Genomic DNA, 24,164 nt, shown 5'->3' with positions numbered 1-24,164 from the left:
TAACAAGTATTATCGCTGCTGCGTTTCCCATTCGGGGTTTACCCAAAAGGGCGCATCTGATGGTGGCAAGGATTGACCACGAATAATATCAGCGGCTTTTTCACCAATCATAATCGTTGGTGCGTTCAAATTGCCTGATGAAATAGTCGGCATGATCGAACTGTCAACAACCCGCAAACCTTCAATACCATGCACTTTGGTATCCCCATCCACGACCGACATATCATCGCTGCCCATTTTACACGAACAGGACGGATGATAGGCACTTTCGGTATGTTGGGCGACCCAGGCATCAATTTCAGCATCGGTTTGCACATCCTTACCCGGTGAAATTTCGCCACCACGCAAATCATCAAAGGCATTTTGAGCAAATATTTCCCGGGTTAATCGCACCGATGCCCGCATTTCTTCCCAGTCTTCCGGGTGGCTCATATAATTAGGGTCAACAATGGGGCGGTCTGCCGGGTTGGCCGATGCCAAACGAATTGTCCCGCGCGATTTTGACCGCATCGGGCCAACATGGGCCTGAAAACCATCATTTTCCGCCGCACCCGAACCATTATAATTCATGGCTGCCGGCAAAAAATGATATTGAATATCAGGATGCTGCACGCCGGCACGCGACCGGATAAAACCGCCAGCCTCAAAATGGTTGGATGCCCCCAACCCGGTTTTAAACAAATACCATTCCAGCCCGACTTTCAACTTGCCCCACGGGTTCAAAACCCGATGCAGGCTAATCGGCTGGGTGCATTCCTGCTGTACGTAAAGTTCCAGATGGTCTTGCAGGTTTTCGCCAACACCGGGCAAATCCTGCACCACCGCAATATCATGTTCCTTAAGGTGGGCCGCCGGGCCAATACCTGAAAGCATCAACAATTTGGGTGAATTGATGGACCCGCCCGAAACAATGACTTCCCGGTCTACCGTGGCACGTTTAACACCACCTTCATGCTGATAATCCACTCCCACCGCGCGCTTGCCATCAAACACAATCCGCAATGCCAACGCCTTGTGACGCACAGTCAGATTTGGCCTTTTCATTGCCGGGCGTAAATAAGCCCGGCTGGTGGACCAGCGACGGCCTTTATAAACCGTCATATCCATCGTGCCGACACCTTCCTGGCGATACCCATTCTGGTCTGTTGTCACCGGATAACCCGCCTGCTCGCCCGCCTTGATCCACGCCTTGTAAAGCGGGTTTTTGCACGCCCCGGTGGTTACATGTTGCGGCCCGTTGCCCCCATGATAATCGTCGCCATTACTATCTTCATTCCGGGTATTGGCCTTGCGAAAATATGGCAGGCAATGGGCGTAATCCCAGTTTGCCAATCCCGGGTCTGAGGCCCAACGATTATAATCCAGCGCATGACCACGCACATACGCCATGCCATTAATCGAACTGGACCCGCCATATACCCGGCCACGCGGGGTTTCCATACGGCGATTGTTCAGATTTTTTTGCGGCGTGGTCCAGTAGGCCCAATTATAACGTTCGGACTGCATGGGATATGACAGGGCGGTAGGCATATGAATGCGCCAGTCCCAACCATGGTCAACGGGCCCGGCCTCGATCACCAATACATTTACATTGCGGTCTTCGGTTAATCGGTTGGCCAGGACAGCACCGGCCGACCCGGAACCGACAATGACGTAATCGTAATTGCTTGTAGACAACGAACTATTCATCTTCAATCCTTGTGTCTGGCAATACGGGGACAAATCATTTGGCTGCGCCACTTTTAATAGGGCGCTTCCACGTCCCCGGTTTCGACATAAACGGATTTAACCCGGGTATAATGGTCAATCGCAGCCCGGCTGTTTTCACGGCCAACGCCCGATTTTTTAACGCCGCCAAACGGCATTTCAATTGGCGTGATATTATAGGTATTGATCCAGCAGGTTCCTGCTTCAAGCTGTGCCACAACGCGGTGCCCGCGCGAAAGGTCACGGGTGAAAACCCCGGCGGCCAGGCCATATTCCGTATCATTAGCCCGGCGGATGGCTTCTTCCTCGGTTTTAAAGGTTAAAACCGACATTACCGGGCCAAAAATTTCTTCACGCACAATGGTCATGTCATCTGTGCAATCGGCAAATATCGTGGGTGCCACATAAAAACCGCCCTTGGGCATGTTTTCTGTCACCGCGTCCCCACCCAGCACAACCTGTGCGCCTTCTTTTTTACCGATTGCGATATAGGACATGATCTTGTCGAATTGCGCTTTACTGACAATTGGCCCAACCTGGGTGTCAGGCTTTTCCGGATCACCCAAAACAAGGTTTTTGCTGCGCGCCACCAGCTTTTCAAGAAAAGCCTCCTTCACGCTTTCATGAACAAAAACCCGCGTTCCGTTTGAACAAATCTGCCCGGATGAATAAAAATTCGCCATCTGCGCACCCGAAACCGCATTATCCAGATCAGCATCTTCAAATACAATCATCGGCGATTTACCGCCCAGTTCCATGGTTACGGCTTTCATGCCGCCCGCTGCAACCGATGCTACCTTTGCACCGGTCTGCGCTGAACCGGTCAATGAAACCTTGTCCACGCCAGGATGTTCGACCAACGCAGCCCCGCATTCGCGCGCGCCCTGCACCACGTTATAAACCCCATCGGGCAACCCGGCTTCCTGCAAGGCCTGCGCCACAGCAATGGCTGATAGCGGCGTTACCTCGGATGGTTTGTAAACAACGGCATTACCACATGCCAATGCCGGGGCGGCTTTCCAACATGCAATTTGAATCGGGTAATTCCATGCGCCAATGGCGGCACAAACCCCGACAGGTTCGCGCCTTGTATAGGCAAAATTCCCGGCAAGGTCGATATGCTCGCCCGTGATACTACCCGCCACGCCGGCAAAATATTCCAGGCATTCCACCCCTGAAACCACATCAACAATTTCAGTTTCCTGAATGGCACGACCGGTATCGCGGGTTTCAACCAACGCCAATTCATCATTCCGGTCACGCAAGATTTGTGCAGCCTTAAACAGCACTCGGGCGCGTTCGGCGGCCGGAGTAGCTTTCCAAACCGCCAGGCCTTTACGCGCGGCTTTTACGGCGGCATCAACATCGCCCGCTATGCTTTCAAAGCCCGATGCAAGGATTTCATTATTGGCGGGGTTCAGGGTTGTCATGGCAACACCGTTGCCTGGCTGTAATTTACCGTCGATAAAATTTCTAATCTGATAAAGGGTCATATTCATAAACTCCTGCAAGCATCGCGAAAGGTGCAACGCGCTTTGGGGTAATTTCTATTAAGAGGCCAAGGCCGCGTTCAATCGCAAATGCAGCGTATCAAGCACCATCTTGCGCGCAGCCGTCACATCCGCCTGCCCTGGCGACAAACCGGACCGCACCCAGATGCCGTCAATCATTGCGGCCATCACAGTGGCGATTTCATTGGCCTTTTCATCATCGGTCAGAATGCGCAATTCGTGACGCAGGTTTGAGGCCAACCGACGAAAATACACAGTATTCAACCGCCGTAGCCCTTCGGAAAAGGGCACCTGTGCCCAAAAGGACAGCCATGCAACGGTCACCGGGGGTGTGCATTGTTCTTCGTTAAAATTGGTGTTCACAATGGCTTCAAGACGCTGCATGGGCGTTGTGCATTGTGCCACCCGCCTTAAAAAGTCGGCACGCAATTCCTGCAACAAAAACAGCATGGTTGCTTCAAGCAGGGCATTTTTACCGCCGAAATAATGCGAAATAATTCCCGATGACATTCCGGCAGCACCGGCAATACGGCTAATTGTCGCATCGGCAAAACCATATTGATGAATGGTCGTAATCGTCGCGTCTATCAATTGCCTGCGACGTACAGGCTGCATTCCAACCTTGGGCATTCTACTATCCAAAACCTTGCGATCCGAACAAAAGCAAAAACCCATTTCAGGTTTTTTGCCGTTCGCAATTGACCTGCGAGGAATATGCTGTACTTTAATTGAACATTCAATCAATAAAAACAGACAGGGCTGTCATCCATATTATGGCGCAGAATTGCGCCTCTCCCGGTATTCGCCCGTGTTTGTTTATATTTATTCCGGCCCATAACGCCCTGTTGCGTTGTGGTTCTGGACGGGTGTTAGCGCTAAAACCCGCTGATGTTCGTCTGGCTTCCGGAACCGCACGTCTGTTGCAACGTTTGCCGACAGTAACCGCTAGGTCCACACAAGGGAGAACCAGAAAAAATGAACCTTCATAAAACCATCAACCGTCTTTTATGCAGCACCATGATCACCGGTGCCGTTCTGTTTGGTGCATCCACCGCACAGGCAGAAGTTTCCGACGCCTGCAAAACCGTTACCTTTTCCGATGTTGGCTGGACCGATATTACCGCCACCACAGCGACCGCATCGGTGATGCTTGATGCGCTGGGATACAACACCAAAATCGAACTTCTTTCGGTACCAGTCACCTATACCAGCCTTAAAAACGGCGATGTTGATGTGTTTCTGGGCAACTGGATGCCAACCATGTCTGCCGACATCAAACCTTATCTTGATGACGGATCGGTCGAAAAGCTGAAAGCCAATCTTGAAGGGGCGAAATACACTCTTGCCGTTAGCAAGGCGGCATATGACGCCGGCCTTAAAAGTTTTCAGGATATTGCAAAATTCAAAGACCAGCTTGATGGCGAGATTTACGGTATTGAACCAGGCAATGACGGTAACCGCCTGATCCAGGACATGATCGACAAGAACCAGTTTGGTCTGGGGGAATTTGAACTGGTTGAATCATCCGAGCAGGGAATGCTGGCACAGGTCAAACGCAAGACATCACGCGATAAGTTTATCGTTTTCCTTGGCTGGGAACCGCACCCGATGAATGCCAAATACGATATGAAATATCTGGATGGTGGCGACGATGTATTTGGTCCGAATTATGGCGGGGCAACTGTTTATACCAATGTCCGCAAAGGTTACCTTGCCGATTGCCCGAATGCCGGCAAATTCGTCGATAACCTGAAATTCAGCCTGGCGATGGAAAACCAGATCATGGATTCCATCCTCAATGGCAACGAAGACCCTGAAAAAGCCGCCAAAACATGGCTAAAAGATAATGCCGACACTGCTTATGGCTGGCTTGATGGTGTTACCACCGTTGATGGTGGCGATGCAAAAGCCGCACTAAAAGACAGTCTCGGCCTTTAATTCGGCCCACTTACCTGCACCCTGCCCCGGTTTTCAACTGCGGGCAGGGTTCGTGCATACAACGCATGTAACGGCGCCAATAACCGCCCTATTGCGCGTGAACTTGTAAATACCCAATCATAATTGATGGAATTAACCCTATGGAATGGCTCACGGAAATCAAAATTCCGCTGGGAAGCTGGATTGCATCCCTGATGGATGCCCTTAATGAGCATGCCGATTTTGTATTTTACGCCATTTCGGATGCTCTGGGCTTTGTAATTGACCATACTGTTGATGCACTTGTCTGGCTGCACCCGCTGGTTATTATCGCATTTTTTGCCGGTCTGGCGATCTGGCTACATAAATCATGGAAACTTACGGCATTTACCGTGTTGTCCCTGCTTTTGGTCGTCAATCTGGGTTATTGGGAAGCCACCATGGAAACATTGGCAATGGTGTTTTACGCCACGCTGATTTGTATGGTTATCGGCATTCCGCTGGGTGTGGCATCGGCCCATCGGCCATGGCTTTATCATGCCTTGCGCCCGGTGCTTGATCTGATGCAAACCATTCCCACATTTGTTTATCTGATTCCAACCCTGATTCTGTTTGGGCTGGGCGTGGTACCGGGTCTGATATCAACCGTCATTTTCTCTATCGCCGCTCCGGTCCGCCTTACACAGCTTGGCATTGCCTCCACTCCCAAGGCGTTAATTGAAGCCGGGCAAAGTTTTGGCTGCACCCCGCGCCAGCTTTTGTTCAAGGTCGAACTCCCATCTGCAATGCCATCGATCATGGCCGGTCTTACCCAATGCATCATGCTATCGCTTTCGATGGTGGTTATTTCAGCCCTTGTCGGTGCCGATGGCCTTGGCAAACCCGTGGTCCGCGCCCTTAACACCGTCAATATCGCACAGGGTTTCGAGGCCGGTTTGGCCATTGTTATTCTGGCCATTGTGCTTGACCGCATCTGCCGCCGCGACAACAGCGAAAATACGGGGCAATAACATGACCAATGCCGTTGAATTCGATAATATCGATGTCATTTTTGGCGACCGCCAGGCCGAAGCCCTGTCGTTGCTGGACCAAGGCAAAAACCGGTCCGAAATTCAGGCCGCAACCAACAATATCCTTGGTGTGGCCGATGTAAGTTTTAATGTGCCGCAAGGTGAAATTTGCGTATTAATGGGGCTATCCGGCTCTGGCAAATCCTCATTGCTGCGCTGCGTAAATGGCCTGAACAAGGTTTCACGCGGGTCGTTACGGGTTCGGCACGGCGATGGGCACGGCGTCACCGATGTAACAAGCTGCGATGCCCAAACCCTGCGGACGTTGCGCCGTGAACATGTCGCCATGGTTTTTCAGCAGTTTGCACTTTTGCCCTGGCGCACCGTTGCCGAAAATGTCGGTTTCGGGTTGGAACTGCGCGGCATGAATGCAAAAGAACGCAACGAAGTGGTTCGCGAAAAACTGGCACTTGTTGGCCTTGATGAATGGGCATCCAAATATGCCCACGAATTATCGGGCGGAATGCAGCAACGTGTGGGGCTGGCCCGTGCCTTTGCCACCGATGCACCAATTTTGTTAATGGACGAACCATTTTCGGCACTGGACCCGCTTATTCGTAACCGCTTGCAGGATGAACTGCTGGATTTACAGGAAAAGCTGAACAAAACCATCCTGTTTGTCAGCCATGATCTGGATGAAGCGATGAAACTGGGCAATTCCATTGCCATCATGGAAGGCGGATATGTGGTGCAACATGGCACCCCCGAAGACATCGCCCTGCGCCCTGCCAATGGTTATGTTGCCGACTTTGTCGCCCACATGAACCCGGTGAACATTCTGCGCGCCCGTGCCATCATGCAACGTGCAAACAAGGAACAACGCCACGGCACCGGTGTTTACCCGATCGAGGATGAAGACATCGAAATTACAATGGAAAACGGGGTGGTCAAATCGGTTCAAAGCAATGAAAATGGCAATTTGAAACTGATCACCTATAACGGTACCCTGCCCGCCGATCTGGACCCGACGGATAATTCGATCATTTTTGTCACGGAGGATACAACCTTGCTGAAAAATCTGATCAAAATTCGCAAAATTACGCAAAACCCGGTAATTTTGACCCATGAAGGCCGCTTGTCTGGCACTTTGGGTCGCCGCGAATTTTTCGCCAGCTTGACCCAAACGGCGTCTGTGGCGGACTGACCCAACAATTGCAACGCTGATACCTTCTCAAAAGGCGGCCTGTATCACAGGGCCGCCTTTTTATATGCTGACCTTACCCGCCAGTAACAGGTGGAAACAATGCAATTTCGTGTGTTTCACCAATTACGGCATCGGGCTGGGCAAATTCCTGATCCAGCGCCACACGGATCAATTCCGGATCTTTCATGGCATCGGCATAATTCGCCCCGCGTGTTGGCATCCATGCCAATAAATCGGCGACAGTTTTAACATCAGTTGGCAGGTCCAGTGTTTCCTCGGCAATACCGATACGGTCCTTGACCCAGGCAAAATAAACAATTTTCATGATGTTTCCGATGTTTGATAACGTTTAGCGCATGCTGGCGCAAAGGCATAGCTGGCACAAGCCTGCAATCCTCACGAATAGATAAAAAATCCGTCTGGGGCACCTTCCAGCCGCGATGTCAGATTATCGATGAAAAAGCGTTCCGCCCGCCCCAGCGACATGCGCGGGTTGGTTACCAGATAAATATCAATGGCCGGTGGCACGTCATAGGGGGGCAATTGCCACAAAATACCCCGGTCTCTTGCGTTTTTGACCACATGGATTGGCAAGGGCCCAATACCAAGCCCGGCATTAATTAACCGGCGCACTTCTTCAAGATGCGGGCTCGTGGCGATAACCTTGCCTTTCATGCCTTCACGCGCACGCAAAACGGCCACCGGGGCCAGGGCGTCCGACAACTGGTCGGTGGAAAACGAAACAAATGCCTCATGGCGTAAATCAGCCAGGGTTAAATCGGTGCGGCCAAACAAATGGTGCGTCGGGCCACAAAAAAAGCCGAAATGCTCGCGATATAACCGGCGATATTCCAGTTTGGGATGCTGTTCATTCACCAGGCAAATGCCAAAACTGGCCTGCTGGGATAATACCTGGCTGACAACATGGGCCGATGTTGCCACATTAATTTCGTAAGTCACGCGCGGATGGCCCCGGTTAAATTCAAACAGGGCCGCGTCAAGCGGGGGAAACACCACATGGCTTGCCATCCATAAATGCAAGTGGCCAGTTAATTGCCCGCCACTATCTTGCATCACATCTGACAGACGACCAATCGCCCCGCAAATTTCGCGACATTCGTGATAAAGTGCCAATCCCTGCTCGGTCACTTCAAACCGGCCCCGCTCCCTGTCAATAAGGCGTGCGCCGATCTGCTCTTCCAGTCGTTTTAACGCATTGCTGACACTGGGCTGGCGCAATAACAGGCGATTGGCCGCCCCCGTAATCGACCGCTCTTCTACAATCACTGTAAACGTATGCAGCAAATTCCAGTCAAACCGGCGTTTTAAAATATCGTCCATACTGCCCCCATAGCGAATGGCTATGCAATACATTCTACTTATCTATTTGCGCTATAGGCAAGCATAAGGTGAAATGGGTGAAACAGTCATAATCGGCAGCGCAGGCTGCCCGGCGAAAACGGATTCCAGGGTAACAATAATAATCCGTTCCAGCCGCAAAAACGGGAGGCCCATATGGCCGCAGGTGTCGCGAGGGTGCAAAAACGCGCCCCATGGATACTGCTATCGCCGTCTTTGACGACGATCGGATTTCTGCTTGTCATCCCCATGATGTTTATCGTGGTGTATTCGTTCTGGCTACGCACAGCCACAGGGGCGGATCAGGTCGGGTTTTATCTTGATAACTGGCAGGAAGTTCTCAGCGACGTTTTTTATCGCGACATCCTGTTTCAGACCCTGAAAATCGCTTTATACACCACCGTAATTTGCGCCTTTGTCGGCTATATTCCGGCCTATTTCGTTGCCAACACGCGGATGCGGTCCAAAACCTTACTGTTGCTGATGTTAATGCTGCCCTTCTGGATCAGCTACATCATCCGCACCATGTCGTGGATTAACATTCTCGGCACATCAGGTGCCTTGAACGGGCTTCTATTATGGGCCGGTATCATCGATAGTCCCTTGAATATGCTTTATAACCAGACGACAGTTGTGCTGGGTCTGGTGCATTATTTACTGCCTTTCATGATTTTGAATGTCTATGTCAGCCTTGACGGCATTGACAAAAACCTGACCGAAGCCGCCGAAAGCCTTGGTTGCAACGGATTTCAGGCCTTTCGCGAAGTCACGTTACCATTATCTTTTCCGGGCCTGGCTGCGGGTTCTTTATTATGCTTTGTGCTGGCATCGGGCACATACATCACCCCGCTTATTCTGGGGGGCCCGCGCGATGCGATGTTTGCCAACCTTGTATTTGAAGCCATCATTACACAACTTAACTGGCCGCTGGGATCAGCCCTGTCTTTGGTGCTACTTGCCCTGCTGGGTGCACTGGTTGTGATTTACACCCGTTATCTTGGCGTTGATCAAATCGCCAAAAGTTTCCGGTAAGGGGGAAATGGTCATGACAACAGGCTGGTCCTGGATCCGCATCGCCACCATTGTGGTTTATCTGTTTTTGTTCGCCCCGGTAGCGGTCGTCATTTTGCTGGCGTTTAACGCCAACCAGTTTGGCAGCTTCCCGATTGAAGGGTTTTCGCTACGCTGGTTTGACTCCCTTTTGCATAACGATGCTATTGTCCGGGCATTTAAAACATCACTGCTGCTTGGCGTCCTTACCAGTGCCATTTCCACAACCATCGGCACAATGGCTGCCGTTGCCATGGTGCGTTATGATTTCCCAGGGAAAAAGGCGATTTCAAGCCTGTTGATCGCCCCCATTCTGATCCCCGAAGTGGTTTTGGCCGTGGCATTGCTGCTGTTTTTACAGTTTCTGGCGCTGCCCAAAAGTTTCGGCCTGCTGCTAATGGGCCATGTGGTGTTTACCCTGCCATTCGTATTGCTGGTGGTACAGGCGCGGCTGGTATCGATCCGCCGCGACGTTGAAGAAGCCGCCATGAGCCTGGGTGCCACACCGATTCAAACTTTCTTTGAAATTACCTTGCCGCTAATGCTGCCTGCGGTGATGGCGGGGATGCTGTTTTCCTTCACCATTTCGTTTGACGACATTACCGGCACCCTGTTTTGGAAACCGGGCGGTGTTGAAACCGTCCCCACCCAGATTTTCGCCATGCTGCGCAATTCCATCAGCCCGGAAATAAATGCGTTGGGCGCGGTCATGGTAATTTTCACCGTTGCCTTGCCCCTTGTCGCCACCGGCATTGCCCGGCATATGTCGGCACAACGGATGAAAGCAAAAACACAAAATTAACGAAACGGGAAAACCCGTCGCCAATTGTCCAAACAAAATACAAAAACATCAAAACCTTTATCAGGAGGCTACCCGATGGATGACACAAAACGTTATGAACGCCTGTTAACCCGTTTTAAGAACGGCGAAATCAGCCGCCGCACCTTTTTAACCGTACTGGGTGCTGCCGGTGCCACCGCCGGTATTGTGGGCGGGCCAATGGGCATGCTGGTTAATTCGGCCAGGGCGGCAACACCCGAACAGGTCCGGTTCGATGGCTGGGGCGGCGTGGTTTCAGAAGCCTTTGAAAAATATGCCTTTGCCCCCTACACCAAAAAAACCGGCATCAATGTTGTTTCCGGTACTTTTGGCGGGGCTGATGAATATCTGGCACGGGTTAAATCCAGCCAGCCGGGCGAATTTAACCTCGCCCATCTTTCCGGCGTGTTTGACTATGCCCGTTATCATAACCTGGAGCTGAGCTCCGAGTTGAACGAAGACAACATCCCGAATTTGAAAACCGTGATCACCAATCTGATCACGCCCCTTCGCAAAATATCAAACGGCAAACTTTCTGCCGTCCCCTATGACTATGGCACGACGGGCATTGCCTATAATCGCAAACATATCAGCGATGATGAAGCCAAAGCCAAAGGTGCCAAGCTAATGGTCGATGAAGCCTATAAAGGCAAAATCGGCGGCTGGGCCGAATGGAAAACCCGTATCTGGTACGGTGCCTTGCAATCAGATCAGGACCCCAACAATATTCAGGATATCGAAGCTGTTTGGGACATGATCCGCAAGCATCGCGACCTGGCCCTGAAATACTGGACATCAGGTGCCGAACTGATGAGTCTTCTGGCTGAAGAAGAAATTTATGTCACCGAAGGCTGGTCAGGTCGTATTCGCGCCTTGCAGGATCAGGGCCACGATATTGGCTATTACGACCCCAAAGGCGGGCTCGGCTGGCAGGAATGCATTTTTGTTCTTAAAGGAAGCCCGATGGCAGCCTGCGAAGAACTGTTGAACTTCATGCTGGAGCCAGATGTCGCCATCGCCGTTGCCGAAGGACAGTCCTATCCGCCGGCACTTGATCCGCAAAAAGTTGAACTGGGCAAAGTTATTCCCACCCTGCCCGCGTTTGACCCCAGCGGCACACTTGACGGACTTAGCTTCTTTGATCCGGCTTACTGGAACAAAAACGAAGCTGACTGGTCAAAGAAATTTTCGCGGGTACAGCGCGGATACTAACACCGCATCAAGCCTATGATCGCAACCCGGCGCCGGTGGCCTCTCCCTGTTGCGGGGCCGGGTTGTTTTAACTGCGACGAACGAAGGTATGAAAGAATGGGCGGACGCCAGAATGCTGTTGAAATGCGCAATGTCGTTAAACGATATGGCGAATTTACTGCGGTCAAACGGATGGACTTAACCGTCCCCGACAATAGCTTTGTCACATTTTTGGGGCCGTCTGGCTGTGGGAAAACCACCACGCTGCGCATGATCGCCGGGTTAACCGACATCACCGAAGGCGACCTTGTGATACGTGACAAACGGGTCAACGAACTGCCCATTCACAAACGCAATCTGGGGCTGGTGTTTCAAAATTATGCCCTGTTCCCCCATAAAACCATTTTCGACAACATTGCCTTTGGCCTGAAATACCGCAAGGTCGCCAAGGCAGACATTGCCCAAAAAGTAAAAAATGCGCTGGATCTGGTGCAATTGCCCAGCGTCGCCGACCGCTACCCCAACCAGCTTTCAGGCGGGCAGCAACAGCGTATTGCTTTGGCCCGCGCCATTGTTATTCAGCCCGATGTTTTATTGCTTGATGAGCCTTTATCCGCCCTTGATGCCAACCTGCGCGAAGAAATGCGGGTCGAATTAAAACGCATCCAGCGCGAACTGGGCGTCGCCACCGTTTTTGTCACCCATGACCAGTCCGAAGCCCTGGCAATGTCGGACAAACTGGTGGTGATGAACAATGGTGTGGTCGAACAGGAAGGCGCGCCCGAAGATGTATATAACAACCCGGTTTCCGCCTTTGTCGCCGATTTTCTGGGGCACTCCAACATTATCGCCGGTACGCTACGCAGTAATGACGGCGATGTAACCCCGGTTGAATTAGACGGCGGACAAACCTTGCTGACCACCGCCCATCAGGTAAACCGGGTAAACAACCAGCAACAGGTTCGTGCCGTTATCCGCGCCGAAAAAATTTCCCTGTCGGACCAGAATAACAGCAGTGCCGATGTTGTTGCCATTCCCGGCAAAGTTAAAACCGTTGATTATCTGGGGCAAATGGCCCGCTATTTTGTGACCGCCAACGGACGCGACTGGCAGGTTATTAACCCCATTGACCACCGGCCCTTTGGCGAAGGGGCCGATATTTTCATGCATATCGCCGCACGTAATTGTGTGTTGTTACCCGGTCACACAGACTGATTGACCGGTTCAGGAAAGCCCCCCGAAATGACGCCCAAAATGACAGCTGACCAGACAAAACCCGGACATAACCGGGACTCCCGCCTGTTTTATCAAAGCCGGTCTCGCCGCCCCCTAATTGACCACGCCAGGGGCGTTTACATGTGGGATGTGGATGGCAAACGCTATATCGATGCGTCCAGTGGTGCCATGGTCAGCAATATTGGCCATAGCGACCCGCGCGTGATTGCCGCCATGCAGGACCAAATGCAAAAGGCGACCTTCGCCTATCGCCTGCATTTTGAAAACGAGGCCGCCGAAAATCTGGCGTGGCGTTTGGCCGAACGTGCACCGGGCGATCTGGAACGGGTGTTTTTTGTTTCTGGCGGGTCCGAAGCCGTTGAAAGCTGCCTGAAACTGGCCCGCCAATACGCCCTTGCCATTGGCGAATCACAGCGGTTCAAGGTTATTTCGCGCTTTCCCAGCTATCATGGCTCAACACTCGGCGCGCTGGCCATTACGGGCTATACCCCCATGCACGCGCCCTTTGCCCCCATGATGGTTGATCAACCCAAAATCCCGGCACCAACCTGCTACCTTGATCGCGACGACCTTAGTGATCACGACCGTGGCCTGAAATACGCCAACATGCTGGAAGCCGAAATTTTACGTCAAGGCCCGGAAACAATATTGGCCTTTATCATGGAACCGGTCGGCGGGGCGGCCACCGGGGCCCTTGTAGCACCCGACAGTTATTATGGCCGGATTCGCGAAATTTGCGACCAATACGGCATTTTGCTGATTTATGATGAAGTCATGACCGGTGCCGGGCGTACAGGCACCTATTTTGCCGCCGAACACTGGAACATCGTACCCGATATTCTGGCCGTGTCCAAAGGGCTGGCGGCAGGCTATGTGCCGCTTGGCGCCATGATCGCACCTGATCGCATTGTTGGCCCGGTTCTGGACCATGGTGGCTTTATTCATGGCTATACCTATGCTGGCAACCCGATTGCCTGTGCGGCGGGCAATGCCGTACTTGACGTCATTGAACAAGATGGCCTGTTGGCAAATGCCGCACAATCTGGCGCGGCTTTAAAAGCTGAATTATACAAACTGATGGCCCAACATGCCATGATCGGCGATGTGCGCGGCCTGGGTCTGATGCTGGCGATTGAACTGGTGGCAAATCGCGACACCATGGCACCGATTGCCCCCCAACATATGGCCGCCGCTCGCCTGGTGGATATTGCCTATGACAAGGGATTAATCATTTACTGGCGGCGCACGCGGGGCGGTTATCGCGGCGACCATGTTATGATTTGCCCCCCGCTAACCATCACGCCAGACCAGTTTGACGATATTCTGATCCCGCTAAACGAAGCCCTGGCCGAACTGGCTGAAGAATTAAAACAGGCGGGAGCATTAAACCATGGCTGATAAAGTTATCATCACCTGTGCAATTACTGGGTCGGTTCATACCCCGTCCATGAGCCCCCATTTGCCAATCACCCCTGACGAAATTGCCGATCAGGCAATTGCCGCGGCCAATGCCGGGGCGGCAATTTTACATTTGCACGCCCGGGACCCCAAAACCGGTTTCCCTGCCCCAAACCCTGCTTTGTTTATGCAGTTTCTACCGCGCATCAAAGATGCCACCAACGCCGTTATCAACATTTCAACGGGCGGCGGCATGACCATGACAGTGGAACAACGCATACAGGCGGCACAACAAGCCGCACCCGAAATGGCATCGCTTAACCTCGGCACCATGAATTTCGGCCTGTTCCCTGCCCTTAATCGCAAAACAGAATGGCAACATGCCTGGGAACCGGAATTTTTGGAAAGCAGCCGTGATTTCGTATTTAAAAATACGTTCTCGGATATCGAAATAATGCTGACCCAATTGGGCGACGCCAACGGCACCCGATTTGAATTTGAATGTTACGATGTTGGTCATCTTTATACCCTGGCCCATTATGTGGATCGCGGCCTGGTCAAAGGACCGATTTTTTTACAATTCGTGCTGGGTATTTTAGGTGGCATTGGTGCCGACCCTGAAAACCTGATCCACATGAAGGCCACTGCCGACCGGCTTTTTGGCGATCAATACCGGTTTTCCGTCCTGGGGGCCGGGCGCCATCAAATTCCGTTTGCCACCATGTCGGCCAGTATGGGCGGGCATGTCCGCGTCGGGCTTGAGGATAACCTTTACATCCGCAAGGGCCAACTGGCGCAAAACAATGCCGAACAGGTTTCTAAAATTCGCGATATCCTGACCGGATTGAACCTTGAAATTGCCACCCCGGATGAAGCCCGTGCCATGCTGGGCCTAAAGGGGGCGGATAACGTCTCGTTTTAACTTATCCGGTTCTGATCACTCCATAACGCCACCACCACCAGCAATGAAAGGGCGGCAGGATGATGCATGCCTATTTCTCACCCGATCAAATGTTGCACCACGGCCAAACTTTTATGGTGGGTGGCGAACGCAAGCCCATTCCCGAGGTGCCCGAACGCGCCGAAATCCTTAATTCTGCCTTGGCAAAACTGGCTATTACGCCACAAAACCCGGCCGATTTCGGGCTGGAACCGATAGCACAGGTTCATTCGCCGGAATATTTACGGTTTTTGGAAAACATTCATCGTGACTGGCGTGCGGCAGGCGGGGCTGAAATTGTGGTGCCCCATATTCACCCGTTTGATCGTACCGGTCCTTATCCACAAACACCCGCTGCACAGGCCGGTTTTCATTTGGGCGATACATCCTGCCCGGTTTCGGCCACCACATGGCAATCGGCGCGCAGCAGTGCGAATTGCGCTGTGGCTGCCGCCCGCCATGTGCGCGATGATGATGCCAGTTGCGCCTATGCGCTGTGCCGCCCGCCTGGCCACCATGCCAGCCGCGAGATTGCCGGGGGGTTTTGTTATCTTAACAATTCCGCCATTGCGGCACGGCAACTGCGCGAACGGTTTGGCCGTATCGCCATCCTTGATATCGACCTGCATCATGGCAACGGCACACAACATATTTTTTATGATTGCGATGATGTTTTAACCCTATCGATTCATGCCGACCCGGCGCAATTTTACCCGTTTTACTGGGGCCACGCCCATGAACGCGGCACAGGCCAGGGATTGGGATATAACCACAACTTCCCCCTGCCCCTTGGCAGTGGCGATGATGTGTTTTTAGCAGCTCTGGATCGTGCAAATGGCATCATTAATCATTACGCACCCGATGCTTTGGTTCTGGCCTGCGGGCTCGATGCCTCATGCGATGATCCGTTTGGCGGCTTAACCGTCAGCACCGACGGGTTTGGTAAAATTGCCCGTAAAATCAGCTTGATCGGCCTGCCCACCGTGATAGTTCAGGAGGGGGGCTATGTCAGCCCGACACTGGCGAATAACCTGGTGCAGTTTTTAGAAAGTTTTGCGGAGGCACGATCATGACCACAACCGACATTATCATTATTGGTGGCGGTATTGCCGGGATGTCTGCGGCATATTTTCTGGCGCAAAAGGGCAAAAAGGTTGTGGTGCTGGAACGTGAAGATCAACCGGGCTATCACAGCACCGGGCGTTCGGCCGCCCTGTATAGTGAAACATACGGCCCCAAAATCATCCGCAAAATGTCGACTGCCAGCAAGTCGTTTTTCCTGACCCCGCCCGATGGTTTCACATCCCACCCGATCCTGACCCCGCGCGGTGTTATTATAACCGCAATGCCGGGCGAAGAAGCCAAATTGGACGAGCTTTTGACAGAAGGCCGTGCCAACGGAGCAAATGTGATTGCGCTTAGCCCCGAGCAAATTACCGAACTGGTGCCAATTGTGAAGCCGGAATTGCTGATCGGCGGCGCGCTTGAAACCGATGCCATGGATATAGATGTTCATGCCCTGCATTGGGGCTTTATCACACAGTTTAAAAAAATGGGCGGCACTGTTATCACCCGCGCTGATGTCAGCGCTGTTAAAAAAACAAATGATGGCTGGCAAGTGACCATCGGCACGGGCGAGGTGTATAACGGCACCATTGTTGTGAATGCCGCAGGGGCATGGGCCGACGAAATTGCAAAACAGGCACAGGTCAAACCGCTTGGCCTAACCCCGAAACGGCGCACGGCTGTCATGGTCGACCTGCCCGCCGGGATAGAAGCCGATCATTGGCATATGGTCTGCACCGTCGACGAAGGCTTGTATTTCAAACCCGATGCAGGGCGTTTGCTGGTATCGCCCGCCGATGCCACCCCCACCACCCCGCAAGATGCACAGCCCGAAGAACTCGATATTGCCATTACAATTGACCGGCTGATCACTGCCACCACATTAACGGTTAATCGCCCGGGCGAAAGCTGGGCCGGGCTGCGCAGTTTCTTTGCCGATGGCGACCCGGTTTCGGGTTTTGACCCCGATCATACCGGTTTTTACTGGCTGGCCGGACAAGGCGGATACGGTATTCAAACTGCACCGGCAATGGGTGAATATGCCGCCAGCACAATTTGCGGCGAAGACGTGCCCGCTGCAATGCAAAAACTGGGCATCACCCGGACCGCATTGTCGCCCACCCGACCCTCATTGTCCTAATCGCGAAAGTTTTCGGCCATGTCACACCCAAAAGCCGACAGAACGGCGTTGCGCCAGGCCGTTCGCGCCCGGCAGGACCAAATCATTGCCGATTTGTCGGAACTGGTGGCATTGCCCAGCCTGCTTGGGCAGGAACAATCAGCCCAAAACTGGATGGCGGGCAAATACCGCACGATGGGGCTGGATGTTGAAACCGTTGCCATCGACATAGCGGCCCTGCGCGACAAACCGGGCTTTTCCCCACCGGTAATCGATAATTATGACGGGCGTGAAAATGTTGTGGGCATTCACACCCCGGCCACAACAACAGGCCGAAGCCTGATCCTGAACGGCCATATCGATGTCGTCCCCACCGGTCCGGCAGAGCTGTGGCAACAACCGCCCTTTACCCCGCATGTCATCGGTGACTGGCTGTATGGCCGTGGGGCCGGTGATATGAAAGCCGGCCTCATTGCCAGTTGCCATGCCCTTTCAGCCTTGCATGATATTGGACTTGAACCCGCCGCGCCGGTCATTTTACAGTCCGTCGTCGAGGAAGAATGCACCGGCAACGGTGCGCTTGCCTGCCTGCATGCCGGGTATCGCGCCGATTGCGCCATTATCCCCGAACCGTTCAATCAAACCCTGATGACAGCCCAGCTTGGTGTGATGTGGTTTCAGCTTCATGTTACCGGCAGCCCCGCCCATGTGCTTGATACATCGGCAGGCAGCAACGCCATTGAGGCCGCCTATGGCTTTTTTGAAACGCTAAAGGAAGTCGAGGATCTGTGGAATCACCCCGGACACCGGCACGAAGCCTATGGTGCACATAGCCATCCAGTTAATTTCAATCTGGGTAAAATTTCGGGTGGCGAATGGGCATCTACCGTGCCGCCAACCTGTGATGCCGACATTCGCATCGGGTTTTATCCCGGCATGGATATGGGCGAAATTCAATCAATGATCAACGACGTTGCAAAATCGGCAATTGATAATCATCCCGCCTGCAAAGGGGCCACATTCACCATAGAATATCGGGGTTTTCAAGCTGAAGGGTGTGTGATGGATGAAACCCACCCGATGATGACAATGATTGGTGATTTGCACCGCGAAGTTACGGGAAACATGATAAAAAATTATGCATCTACGGCAACAACGGATGCACGTTTTTTCCAGATTTATGGCAATATCCCGGCCACCTGTTACGGGCCAAAGGCGGAACGCATTCACGGCATTGATGAACGGGTTTCAATTTCGTCGGTGATGGAAGTGACCGAAGTTCTGGCCCTGTTTATTGCCGACTGGTGCGGTAGCAACCCGCAGGCCTGATTTTTACACCACATTTTAAACCAAAGAAAAACGGAGCATAAAATGAGCATCGAACGTTTCCATACCGGCCCGCGGATGAGCCAGGCAGTTGTCCATGGTGACACCGTATATCTGGCTGGTCAGGTTGGCGAGCCGGGTGCATCGGTTACCGCACAGACCACAAAATGCCTGGAACAGGTTGATGCCCTTCTGGCCGAATGCGGTTCGAAAAAGGAAAACATCCTGCAAGCCGTTATCTGGCTAGCCGACATGGGTGATTTTGCAGAAATGAATGCTGTTTGGGATGCCTGGGTTCCGCAGGGGCATACCCCGGCCCGGGCCTGTGGCGAAGCCAAACTGGCGACCCCGGAATATAAAGTGGAATTCATCATTACCGCTGCTAAAAACTAGGCTTTCTTCCGGGCGGCATTCGTGTCGCCCGGTTTTTTATCGCCCCGATACGGGCGGCAATTCAGGCGTTGGGGGCAGCATAAAACACACAAACGGCCCATGCATGATGAACAACGTCAAAAGATTTTCGTTTCAGCGAACCTTGCAGTCACGGCAAGGCCCCATCCAATTTCCCCCCATTAATTCAGCTAACATGCCGAACCTTCAGGCCGCAGCTTGTCCGCCTGGCAGGCCATAAACAGCCAAAGGTAGGTTTCACAAAAGTCCGGCTGAGTTTTAACATTCTGGTCCTGCAACACGAACGTCGTCGCCTTGATCAGGCATGTACCGATAACATCGGCGCCATGCTATCGGCCATTACCGATTTTTATAAGACCGCTTTAAGCCGGGAAAAGCGATCAAACCAGATGAATACCTGTTGCACAACATCGAAAGCTGCCCGGATCAAATACAATCCGACAGTGCCACATCACCATTTAACAGCGGTTCAAAAGCGGCGACGTACCTTGCGCATTACGCCATATTCAAATATGAGCCTGAGCCATTATTGATCACGACTATCGCGGGTAACAATAACGGCCTTCCCTTCCAGGGTGCGATGCACCGGGCATTTATTGGCAATTTCAATCAACCGCTGGCGCACATCGTCGCTTAAATCGCCATGCAGGGTGATCACGCGCTCAAAACGGTCTATTTTGGCATTTTGCTGATGTGGGCCTTCACCACAATCTGCACAATCGCTGGCATGAACTTTTTGATGGAACACCTGTACCGAAATACCATCCAGATCGATCTGTTTGAAATCGGCATACATCCGCACCGTCATTGATGTGCAGGCCCCTAAAGCTGCCGACAAATATTCGTATGGTGACGGGCCACTGTTCAGCCCCCCTGAAACCTCGGGTTCATCAGCCAGCATCCGGTGCGCCCCTGCCACCAGCATAGTCTGGAATTTGCCAAGGCCGGTTTCACGGGCCAAAACGCCATCTACGCCATCAACGGGTTTGGCGACACGCGATCCAGCACTTTTGTGCCCGCCGACATACGGGCGCGCCCACGCGGCAATCACGTTGGCGGCATAGGTTGCATCATCGGGGTCACGCAATAAATGATCCGCATGATCAAGCGACACATAGCTTTTAGGATGTCGGGCGGCTGTAAAAATACGACTGGCATTATCGATCCCGACGGTTTGGTCCAGCGGGCCGTGCAACACCAGTAATGCCTTGTGTAACGAAGCGGCCGATTTTTCGATATTGTGCGCTGCCAAATCATCCAGAAATTGCTTTTTAATCACAAACGGGCGTCCGCTAAGCGATACATCAGCCTGCCCGGCGGCACGAATTTCTGCCAGTTTATCCGCAAAGTTTTCGGTGACATGTTCAATGTCGGCGGGGGCCGCAATGGTCGCAACGGCGGTGGCCTCGGGGATGTCGCTGGCAACGGCCAGCACCGCCGCCCCACCCAGAGAATGACCAATCAACAATTTCGGGGCTTCGAATTCATCCCGCATATATTGTGCCGCACGACGAAGATCTTCCAGATTAGAGGTAAAGTTAGTCGAGGCAAAATCGCCGCCAGACCCACCTAAACCGGTAAAATCAAATCGCAAAACAGCGACACCCTGTTCGTTCAATGCCTGGGCAACTTTACGGGCTGCAGTTAAATCCTTGGTGCAGGTAAAACAATGGGCGAACAGGGCATATGCCAATACCGGCCCTGCTGGCAAATCCAGCCGGGCTGCAAGCGATGCGCCCATTGCGCCTTCAAACCCCAGTTTGATCGGGCGTACTGCCATGTCGTTCTCCGTCGCGGATTGTGTGAAATATGCCAGGATAAGGTGTTGTTACTCTACCAGCTTAACGGGTAGTCTTGGCATGTTTTTTACGTGCCAGAACAGGCCATTCAAGATGCTGCCCATCAAGACGCCCAGACTGATTTTACGACGTGCCACACATGACGATGCCGCGTTCATCCTTAAATTACTAAACCAGCCCGACTGGATTGAATATATTGGCGACCGCAATATTGGCGATCTGGCGGCGGCGGCCGTTTACATTAATGAACGCCTGATTGCCGCCTATAACCGCGATGGTTTTGGCCTGTACCCGGTTGATCTGCAATCAAGCGGTGAAACCATTGGCCTGTGTGGACTGGTCAAACGCCAGACACTGCCCGACCCAGATATTGGTTTTGCTTTTCTTGATAATTGGCAAGGCCAGGGTTTTGCCCGCGAAGCCGCCCGCGCCACCCTGAAACACGCCCACGATGATTTAGGTATTAACCGCGTCATAGGCTTTACCCTGCCAGAAAATAACCGATCCATCCGGTTACTTGAAAGCATCGGCATGGTGTTCGATCGCAAGGTTTTTGTCGATGACGACCGCCAGGCCTGTAATCTTTACGTTCCGGCAGATCAAAAAAATCATCACCGCTTCGCCCCATAAGTCATCATTGAACATTATGGGGCGGCATGCCGGGGCCGCCGAATGGCAATGGTGCGCCCCACACCCGAGGGTATGGGCAAATTGGCGTGTGCCCGGCGGATACCATCCAGTGTCTTAAAAATATCATCCGGAAAGGGCGCAGATCGCCGGGTTTCCATATTGATATGCATGGTAATAATTTCGTTGGTTGCAGCCAGCCAGCCTTCATCGGCATGGCGCATCTCATGATACATGTGAATGCGCTTTGAATCGCAATCAAGCACCCGGGTGTGAAGTTCAAACGGGTCATTCAAATGAATTTCACGGTCATACGTGGCGTGCATTTCCAGTGCAAAGGTCGATCCGCCGCGCCGCGCCGGATAGGTTCGCCCCAAACCGACCGCATCAAGAAAACCCAACGACCCCAGATTAAAGGCAACGATATAATAGCCAACATTTACATGACCGTTAAAATCGATCCATTCGGGCGCAATATGCCCCCGATAGCTAATCAACATATCGGGGCCAAACAAATCGGTGCTGATCATTTATCCATCGCCTCGACAACACTGACAGCGGCGGCAAAATCTTCCAATGCATGGCCGACCGATTTAAACACCGTGCATTCCCCTTCGGATAATCGGCCTTTAACCTGTTCGCGTGTCAGGCCAAACAAATCACCCACAATATCATTTTTGCTAATTGCGCCTGACTGAATGGCCTGTACCACATCCCCGCCTTCAGCCGATGCCCCGTCGAAACTGTCAACAAAGATACGGCATTTTTTCATCACATCATCGTCGGTTTCGCGCATGGTGGGTTTAAACGCCCCAACCAGATCAACATGAACACCATCAGGCAACCACGCCCCGCGCACCAGCGGTTCATTGCTAAGGGTGGCGCAGGATATGATATCCGCTGTTTTACAGGCCATTTCCAAATCATCGGTGCCCGAAGCTTCAAAACCCAGCAATTCAACTTCGCGGGCCAATGTTACTGCTTTTTCCGGGCGGCGGTTCCATAGGGTCACTTTTTTGATCGGGCGCACCGATGCATGTGCCGCAATCAGGTTGGGAGCCATGGCACCAGTACCAACCATAACCAAATGGCTGGCATCCTTGCGCGCCAGATAATCCGCTGCCAATGCCGATGCCGCCGCAGTTCGACGTGTCGTCAGACGCGAGCCATCAAGTACCGCAGCAGGTTGCCCGGTAACGCCATCCAGTAAAATGTAAATCCCTGAAACAGCGGGCAGGTTGCGGCTGGAATTTCCCGGTACGACTGCCGCCACTTTTACCCCGGCAGCCCCGTCTTTTTCCCATGATGGCATAATTAACAGGGTTGCGTCGTCTTCGCCGGTTCGTTCCATGTTAAAATGACTGCGAAGCGGCGTTTCACAGCCTTTTGCAAACCAGCGGCGCAGGGCTTCAACCATGTCGCGCGGGGGAACGGAACGGTCAATGTCTTCGGCGGTAACGAAACGCATGGGGCCTACCTGTAAAATTTGTGATTATTCAATTGGTAACGCAGGTTTACCTTATCACAACGGGTCTTCTACGTCACCGCATGTTGACCTGAATATCACACACAGAACAGGCGTATTCTTGCCATTTCCCGCCCGTTTCAGCCGATCATACGCTTAAGATTGCCATATAGCGCACCATCACGAAGATACAGTTCTTCCAGCACCGTAAAATGGTTGGCACCCCATGCCTGATGCACCGGCACGATCAACCCCGCCTTCGCACAATATGCAGCATATGCCTGACTTTGTCGGACAAATTCCGGCGTTTCAACAGCTCCGACCACCAACATCATTCTGGCCCCAACGGGCACGGCGTCCAGCATTGGTGAATTATCGGCAGCACTGTCTTCGGTCAGGCGAATATCAGTATTCATGCTGGTAAAACGCAAGGGCTCCAGGTCAAACACACCCGACACCGGCACTACGGCATTAAAAGGGGTCGCATCACCAATTTCGTTTTCCCAGTCATGGGCGGCCAAGCGGGCCACAATTTGCCCCCCGGCCGAATGCCCGGAAATGCTCAGCCGATCACGATCCCCGTTAAAATCGCCAATATGTTCGTAAACATATTTAATGCAGCGAATAGCCTGGGCAGTGATGTCCTCGACCTTAACGTCGGGGCATAAATCGTAATTGGCACAAACCACTGTGTAACCATCGGCTACCAGATCACGAACAATAAAGGCGTAATCTTTTTTGTCCTGGCTACGCCAATACCCCCCATGAAAAAACACGTGAACCGGTGCGTCGGGGCTACCCGCAGGAAAAACATCAAAGGTTTCTTTGGGGCCAGGCCCAAAACGCACATCAGACTGATGGTCAAGTTTTGCCCGCACATCATCTGATGCAGCAACGAACCGGGCAAAATGATCGGCAAAATCCGGCACGGTTTCGCGCGGATTATACTGCCATTCGACTTCTGCTTCTGTAAAACCGCCCCAGCCCATTGATGATATATCCCTGTTA

Annotated in this window: 23 protein-coding genes; 14 read left to right on the top strand and 9 right to left on the bottom strand. The window is 52.6% G+C overall.

Annotated elements, in window-relative coordinates:
- Window positions 1-9 precede the first annotated feature (9 nt).
- From betA to betI, 3 genes are read right to left on the bottom strand one after another with little or no spacing between them, the layout of a single operon-like run.
- Window positions 10-1,689 (bottom strand): choline dehydrogenase, encoded by a 1,680-nt coding sequence (gene betA, locus J4E05_RS00355; RefSeq protein ID WP_349591609.1) that lies wholly within the window; start codon window positions 1,687-1,689, stop codon window positions 10-12.
- Window positions 1,690-1,742: 53 nt separating this feature from the next.
- Window positions 1,743-3,200, bottom strand: a complete 1,458-nt coding sequence (betB, locus tag J4E05_RS00350) for a betaine-aldehyde dehydrogenase (RefSeq protein ID WP_349591608.1) — start codon at window positions 3,198-3,200, stop codon at window positions 1,743-1,745.
- A gap of 57 nt (window positions 3,201-3,257) precedes the next feature.
- Window positions 3,258-3,848: a choline-binding transcriptional repressor BetI gene (gene betI, locus J4E05_RS00345; protein ID WP_349591606.1), complete on the bottom strand. Its 591-nt coding sequence runs from the start codon at window positions 3,846-3,848 to the stop codon at window positions 3,258-3,260.
- A 345-nt stretch (window positions 3,849-4,193) separates the two neighbouring features.
- Here betI and J4E05_RS00340 point away from each other — a divergent pair, with 345 nt between their 5' ends.
- The 3 genes from J4E05_RS00340 (at window position 4,194) to choV (ending at window position 7,349) form a co-directional block, all read left to right on the top strand.
- Entirely contained in the window at window positions 4,194-5,156 is a 963-nt protein-coding gene (locus J4E05_RS00340) for a choline ABC transporter substrate-binding protein (protein ID WP_349591604.1), read from the top strand.
- A gap of 140 nt (window positions 5,157-5,296) precedes the next feature.
- Window positions 5,297-6,145: a choline ABC transporter permease subunit gene (gene choW, locus J4E05_RS00335; RefSeq protein WP_349591602.1), complete on the top strand. Its 849-nt coding sequence runs from the start codon at window positions 5,297-5,299 to the stop codon at window positions 6,143-6,145.
- A 1-nt stretch (window position 6,146) separates the two neighbouring features.
- The gene (gene choV, locus J4E05_RS00330; RefSeq protein WP_349591600.1) at window positions 6,147-7,349 is read left to right on the top strand and encodes a choline ABC transporter ATP-binding protein; all 1,203 of its coding nucleotides are present in this window, start codon (window positions 6,147-6,149) and stop codon (window positions 7,347-7,349) included.
- A gap of 73 nt (window positions 7,350-7,422) precedes the next feature.
- Here the strand turns inward: choV and moaD are convergent, their stop codons facing one another.
- Both moaD and J4E05_RS00320 read right to left on the bottom strand, forming a co-directional pair.
- Window positions 7,423-7,674: a molybdopterin converting factor subunit 1 gene (moaD, locus tag J4E05_RS00325; RefSeq protein ID WP_349591598.1), complete on the bottom strand. Its 252-nt coding sequence runs from the start codon at window positions 7,672-7,674 to the stop codon at window positions 7,423-7,425.
- A gap of 71 nt (window positions 7,675-7,745) precedes the next feature.
- On the bottom strand, window positions 7,746-8,690 hold the full coding sequence (locus J4E05_RS00320; protein ID WP_349591596.1) for a LysR family transcriptional regulator: 945 nt from the start codon (window positions 8,688-8,690) through the stop codon (window positions 7,746-7,748).
- Between the two features lie 174 nt (window positions 8,691-8,864).
- On the opposite strand from J4E05_RS00320, the gene J4E05_RS00315 reads away from it, so the two are divergent.
- The 10 genes from J4E05_RS00315 (at window position 8,865) to J4E05_RS00270 (ending at window position 19,247) form a co-directional block, all read left to right on the top strand.
- Window positions 8,865-9,740 (top strand): ABC transporter permease, encoded by an 876-nt coding sequence (locus J4E05_RS00315; RefSeq protein WP_349591594.1) that lies wholly within the window; start codon window positions 8,865-8,867, stop codon window positions 9,738-9,740.
- 13 nt (window positions 9,741-9,753) lie between these two features.
- A complete protein-coding gene (locus J4E05_RS00310) occupies window positions 9,754-10,560 on the top strand; it encodes an ABC transporter permease (RefSeq protein ID WP_349591592.1) in 807 nt (268 codons plus the stop codon).
- A 75-nt stretch (window positions 10,561-10,635) separates the two neighbouring features.
- Window positions 10,636-11,790 (top strand): extracellular solute-binding protein, encoded by a 1,155-nt coding sequence (locus J4E05_RS00305; RefSeq protein ID WP_349591590.1) that lies wholly within the window; start codon window positions 10,636-10,638, stop codon window positions 11,788-11,790.
- Between the two features lie 96 nt (window positions 11,791-11,886).
- Window positions 11,887-12,984: an ABC transporter ATP-binding protein gene (locus J4E05_RS00300; RefSeq protein ID WP_349591588.1), complete on the top strand. Its 1,098-nt coding sequence runs from the start codon at window positions 11,887-11,889 to the stop codon at window positions 12,982-12,984.
- A gap of 27 nt (window positions 12,985-13,011) precedes the next feature.
- Window positions 13,012-14,403 carry an aminotransferase family protein gene (locus J4E05_RS00295; RefSeq protein WP_349591586.1) on the top strand — a complete coding sequence of 464 codons (1,392 nt, stop codon included), beginning with the start codon at window positions 13,012-13,014 and terminating at the stop codon, window positions 14,401-14,403.
- Entirely contained in the window at window positions 14,396-15,325 is a 930-nt protein-coding gene (gene kce / locus J4E05_RS00290; protein ID WP_349591584.1) for a 3,5-dioxohexanoate:acetyl-CoA acetone transferase, read from the top strand. The genes J4E05_RS00295 and kce overlap by 8 nt, the downstream gene beginning before the upstream one ends.
- 59 nt (window positions 15,326-15,384) lie before the next feature.
- Window positions 15,385-16,416 (top strand): histone deacetylase family protein, encoded by a 1,032-nt coding sequence (locus J4E05_RS00285; protein WP_349591582.1) that lies wholly within the window; start codon window positions 15,385-15,387, stop codon window positions 16,414-16,416.
- Complete coding sequence (locus J4E05_RS00280; protein WP_349591580.1) at window positions 16,413-17,549, top strand: NAD(P)/FAD-dependent oxidoreductase; 1,137 nt, start codon at window positions 16,413-16,415, stop codon at window positions 17,547-17,549. Before J4E05_RS00285 ends, J4E05_RS00280 begins: the two co-directional genes overlap by 4 nt.
- A gap of 18 nt (window positions 17,550-17,567) precedes the next feature.
- Complete coding sequence (locus J4E05_RS00275; RefSeq protein WP_349591578.1) at window positions 17,568-18,857, top strand: M20 family metallopeptidase; 1,290 nt, start codon at window positions 17,568-17,570, stop codon at window positions 18,855-18,857.
- Between the two features lie 42 nt (window positions 18,858-18,899).
- A complete protein-coding gene (locus J4E05_RS00270) occupies window positions 18,900-19,247 on the top strand; it encodes a RidA family protein (RefSeq protein ID WP_349591576.1) in 348 nt (115 codons plus the stop codon).
- A 544-nt stretch (window positions 19,248-19,791) separates the two neighbouring features.
- Here the strand turns inward: J4E05_RS00270 and J4E05_RS00265 are convergent.
- Window positions 19,792-21,045, bottom strand: coding sequence for a bifunctional alpha/beta hydrolase/OsmC family protein (locus J4E05_RS00265; protein ID WP_349591574.1), 1,254 nt, complete (start codon window positions 21,043-21,045; stop codon window positions 19,792-19,794).
- A 112-nt stretch (window positions 21,046-21,157) separates the two neighbouring features.
- Between J4E05_RS00265 and J4E05_RS00260 the strand changes: the two genes are divergently transcribed.
- Window positions 21,158-21,694: a GNAT family N-acetyltransferase gene (locus J4E05_RS00260; protein ID WP_349591572.1), complete on the top strand. Its 537-nt coding sequence runs from the start codon at window positions 21,158-21,160 to the stop codon at window positions 21,692-21,694.
- Between the two features lie 14 nt (window positions 21,695-21,708).
- Here the strand turns inward: J4E05_RS00260 and J4E05_RS00255 are convergent, their stop codons facing one another.
- From J4E05_RS00255 to J4E05_RS00245, 3 genes are all read right to left on the bottom strand, one after another.
- Entirely contained in the window at window positions 21,709-22,221 is a 513-nt protein-coding gene (locus tag J4E05_RS00255) for a thioesterase family protein (protein WP_349591571.1), read from the bottom strand.
- Window positions 22,218-23,159, bottom strand: a complete 942-nt coding sequence (gene lhpI, locus J4E05_RS00250) for a bifunctional Delta(1)-pyrroline-2-carboxylate/Delta(1)-piperideine-2-carboxylate reductase (protein WP_085592366.1) — start codon at window positions 23,157-23,159, stop codon at window positions 22,218-22,220. Before lhpI ends, J4E05_RS00255 begins: the two co-directional genes overlap by 4 nt.
- Before the next feature lie 137 nt (window positions 23,160-23,296).
- Complete coding sequence (locus tag J4E05_RS00245; RefSeq protein ID WP_349591569.1) at window positions 23,297-24,145, bottom strand: alpha/beta hydrolase; 849 nt, start codon at window positions 24,143-24,145, stop codon at window positions 23,297-23,299.
- Window positions 24,146-24,164: the final 19 nt, after the last annotated feature.

The sequence above is a fragment of the Thalassospira sp. NFXS8 genome, from assembly GCF_040148805.1.
Lineage (GTDB): Bacteria > Pseudomonadota > Alphaproteobacteria > Rhodospirillales > Thalassospiraceae > Thalassospira.
The sequence above is the reverse complement of the archived record's forward strand: the minus strand, read 5'-3'. Positions and strand labels throughout refer to the sequence as shown.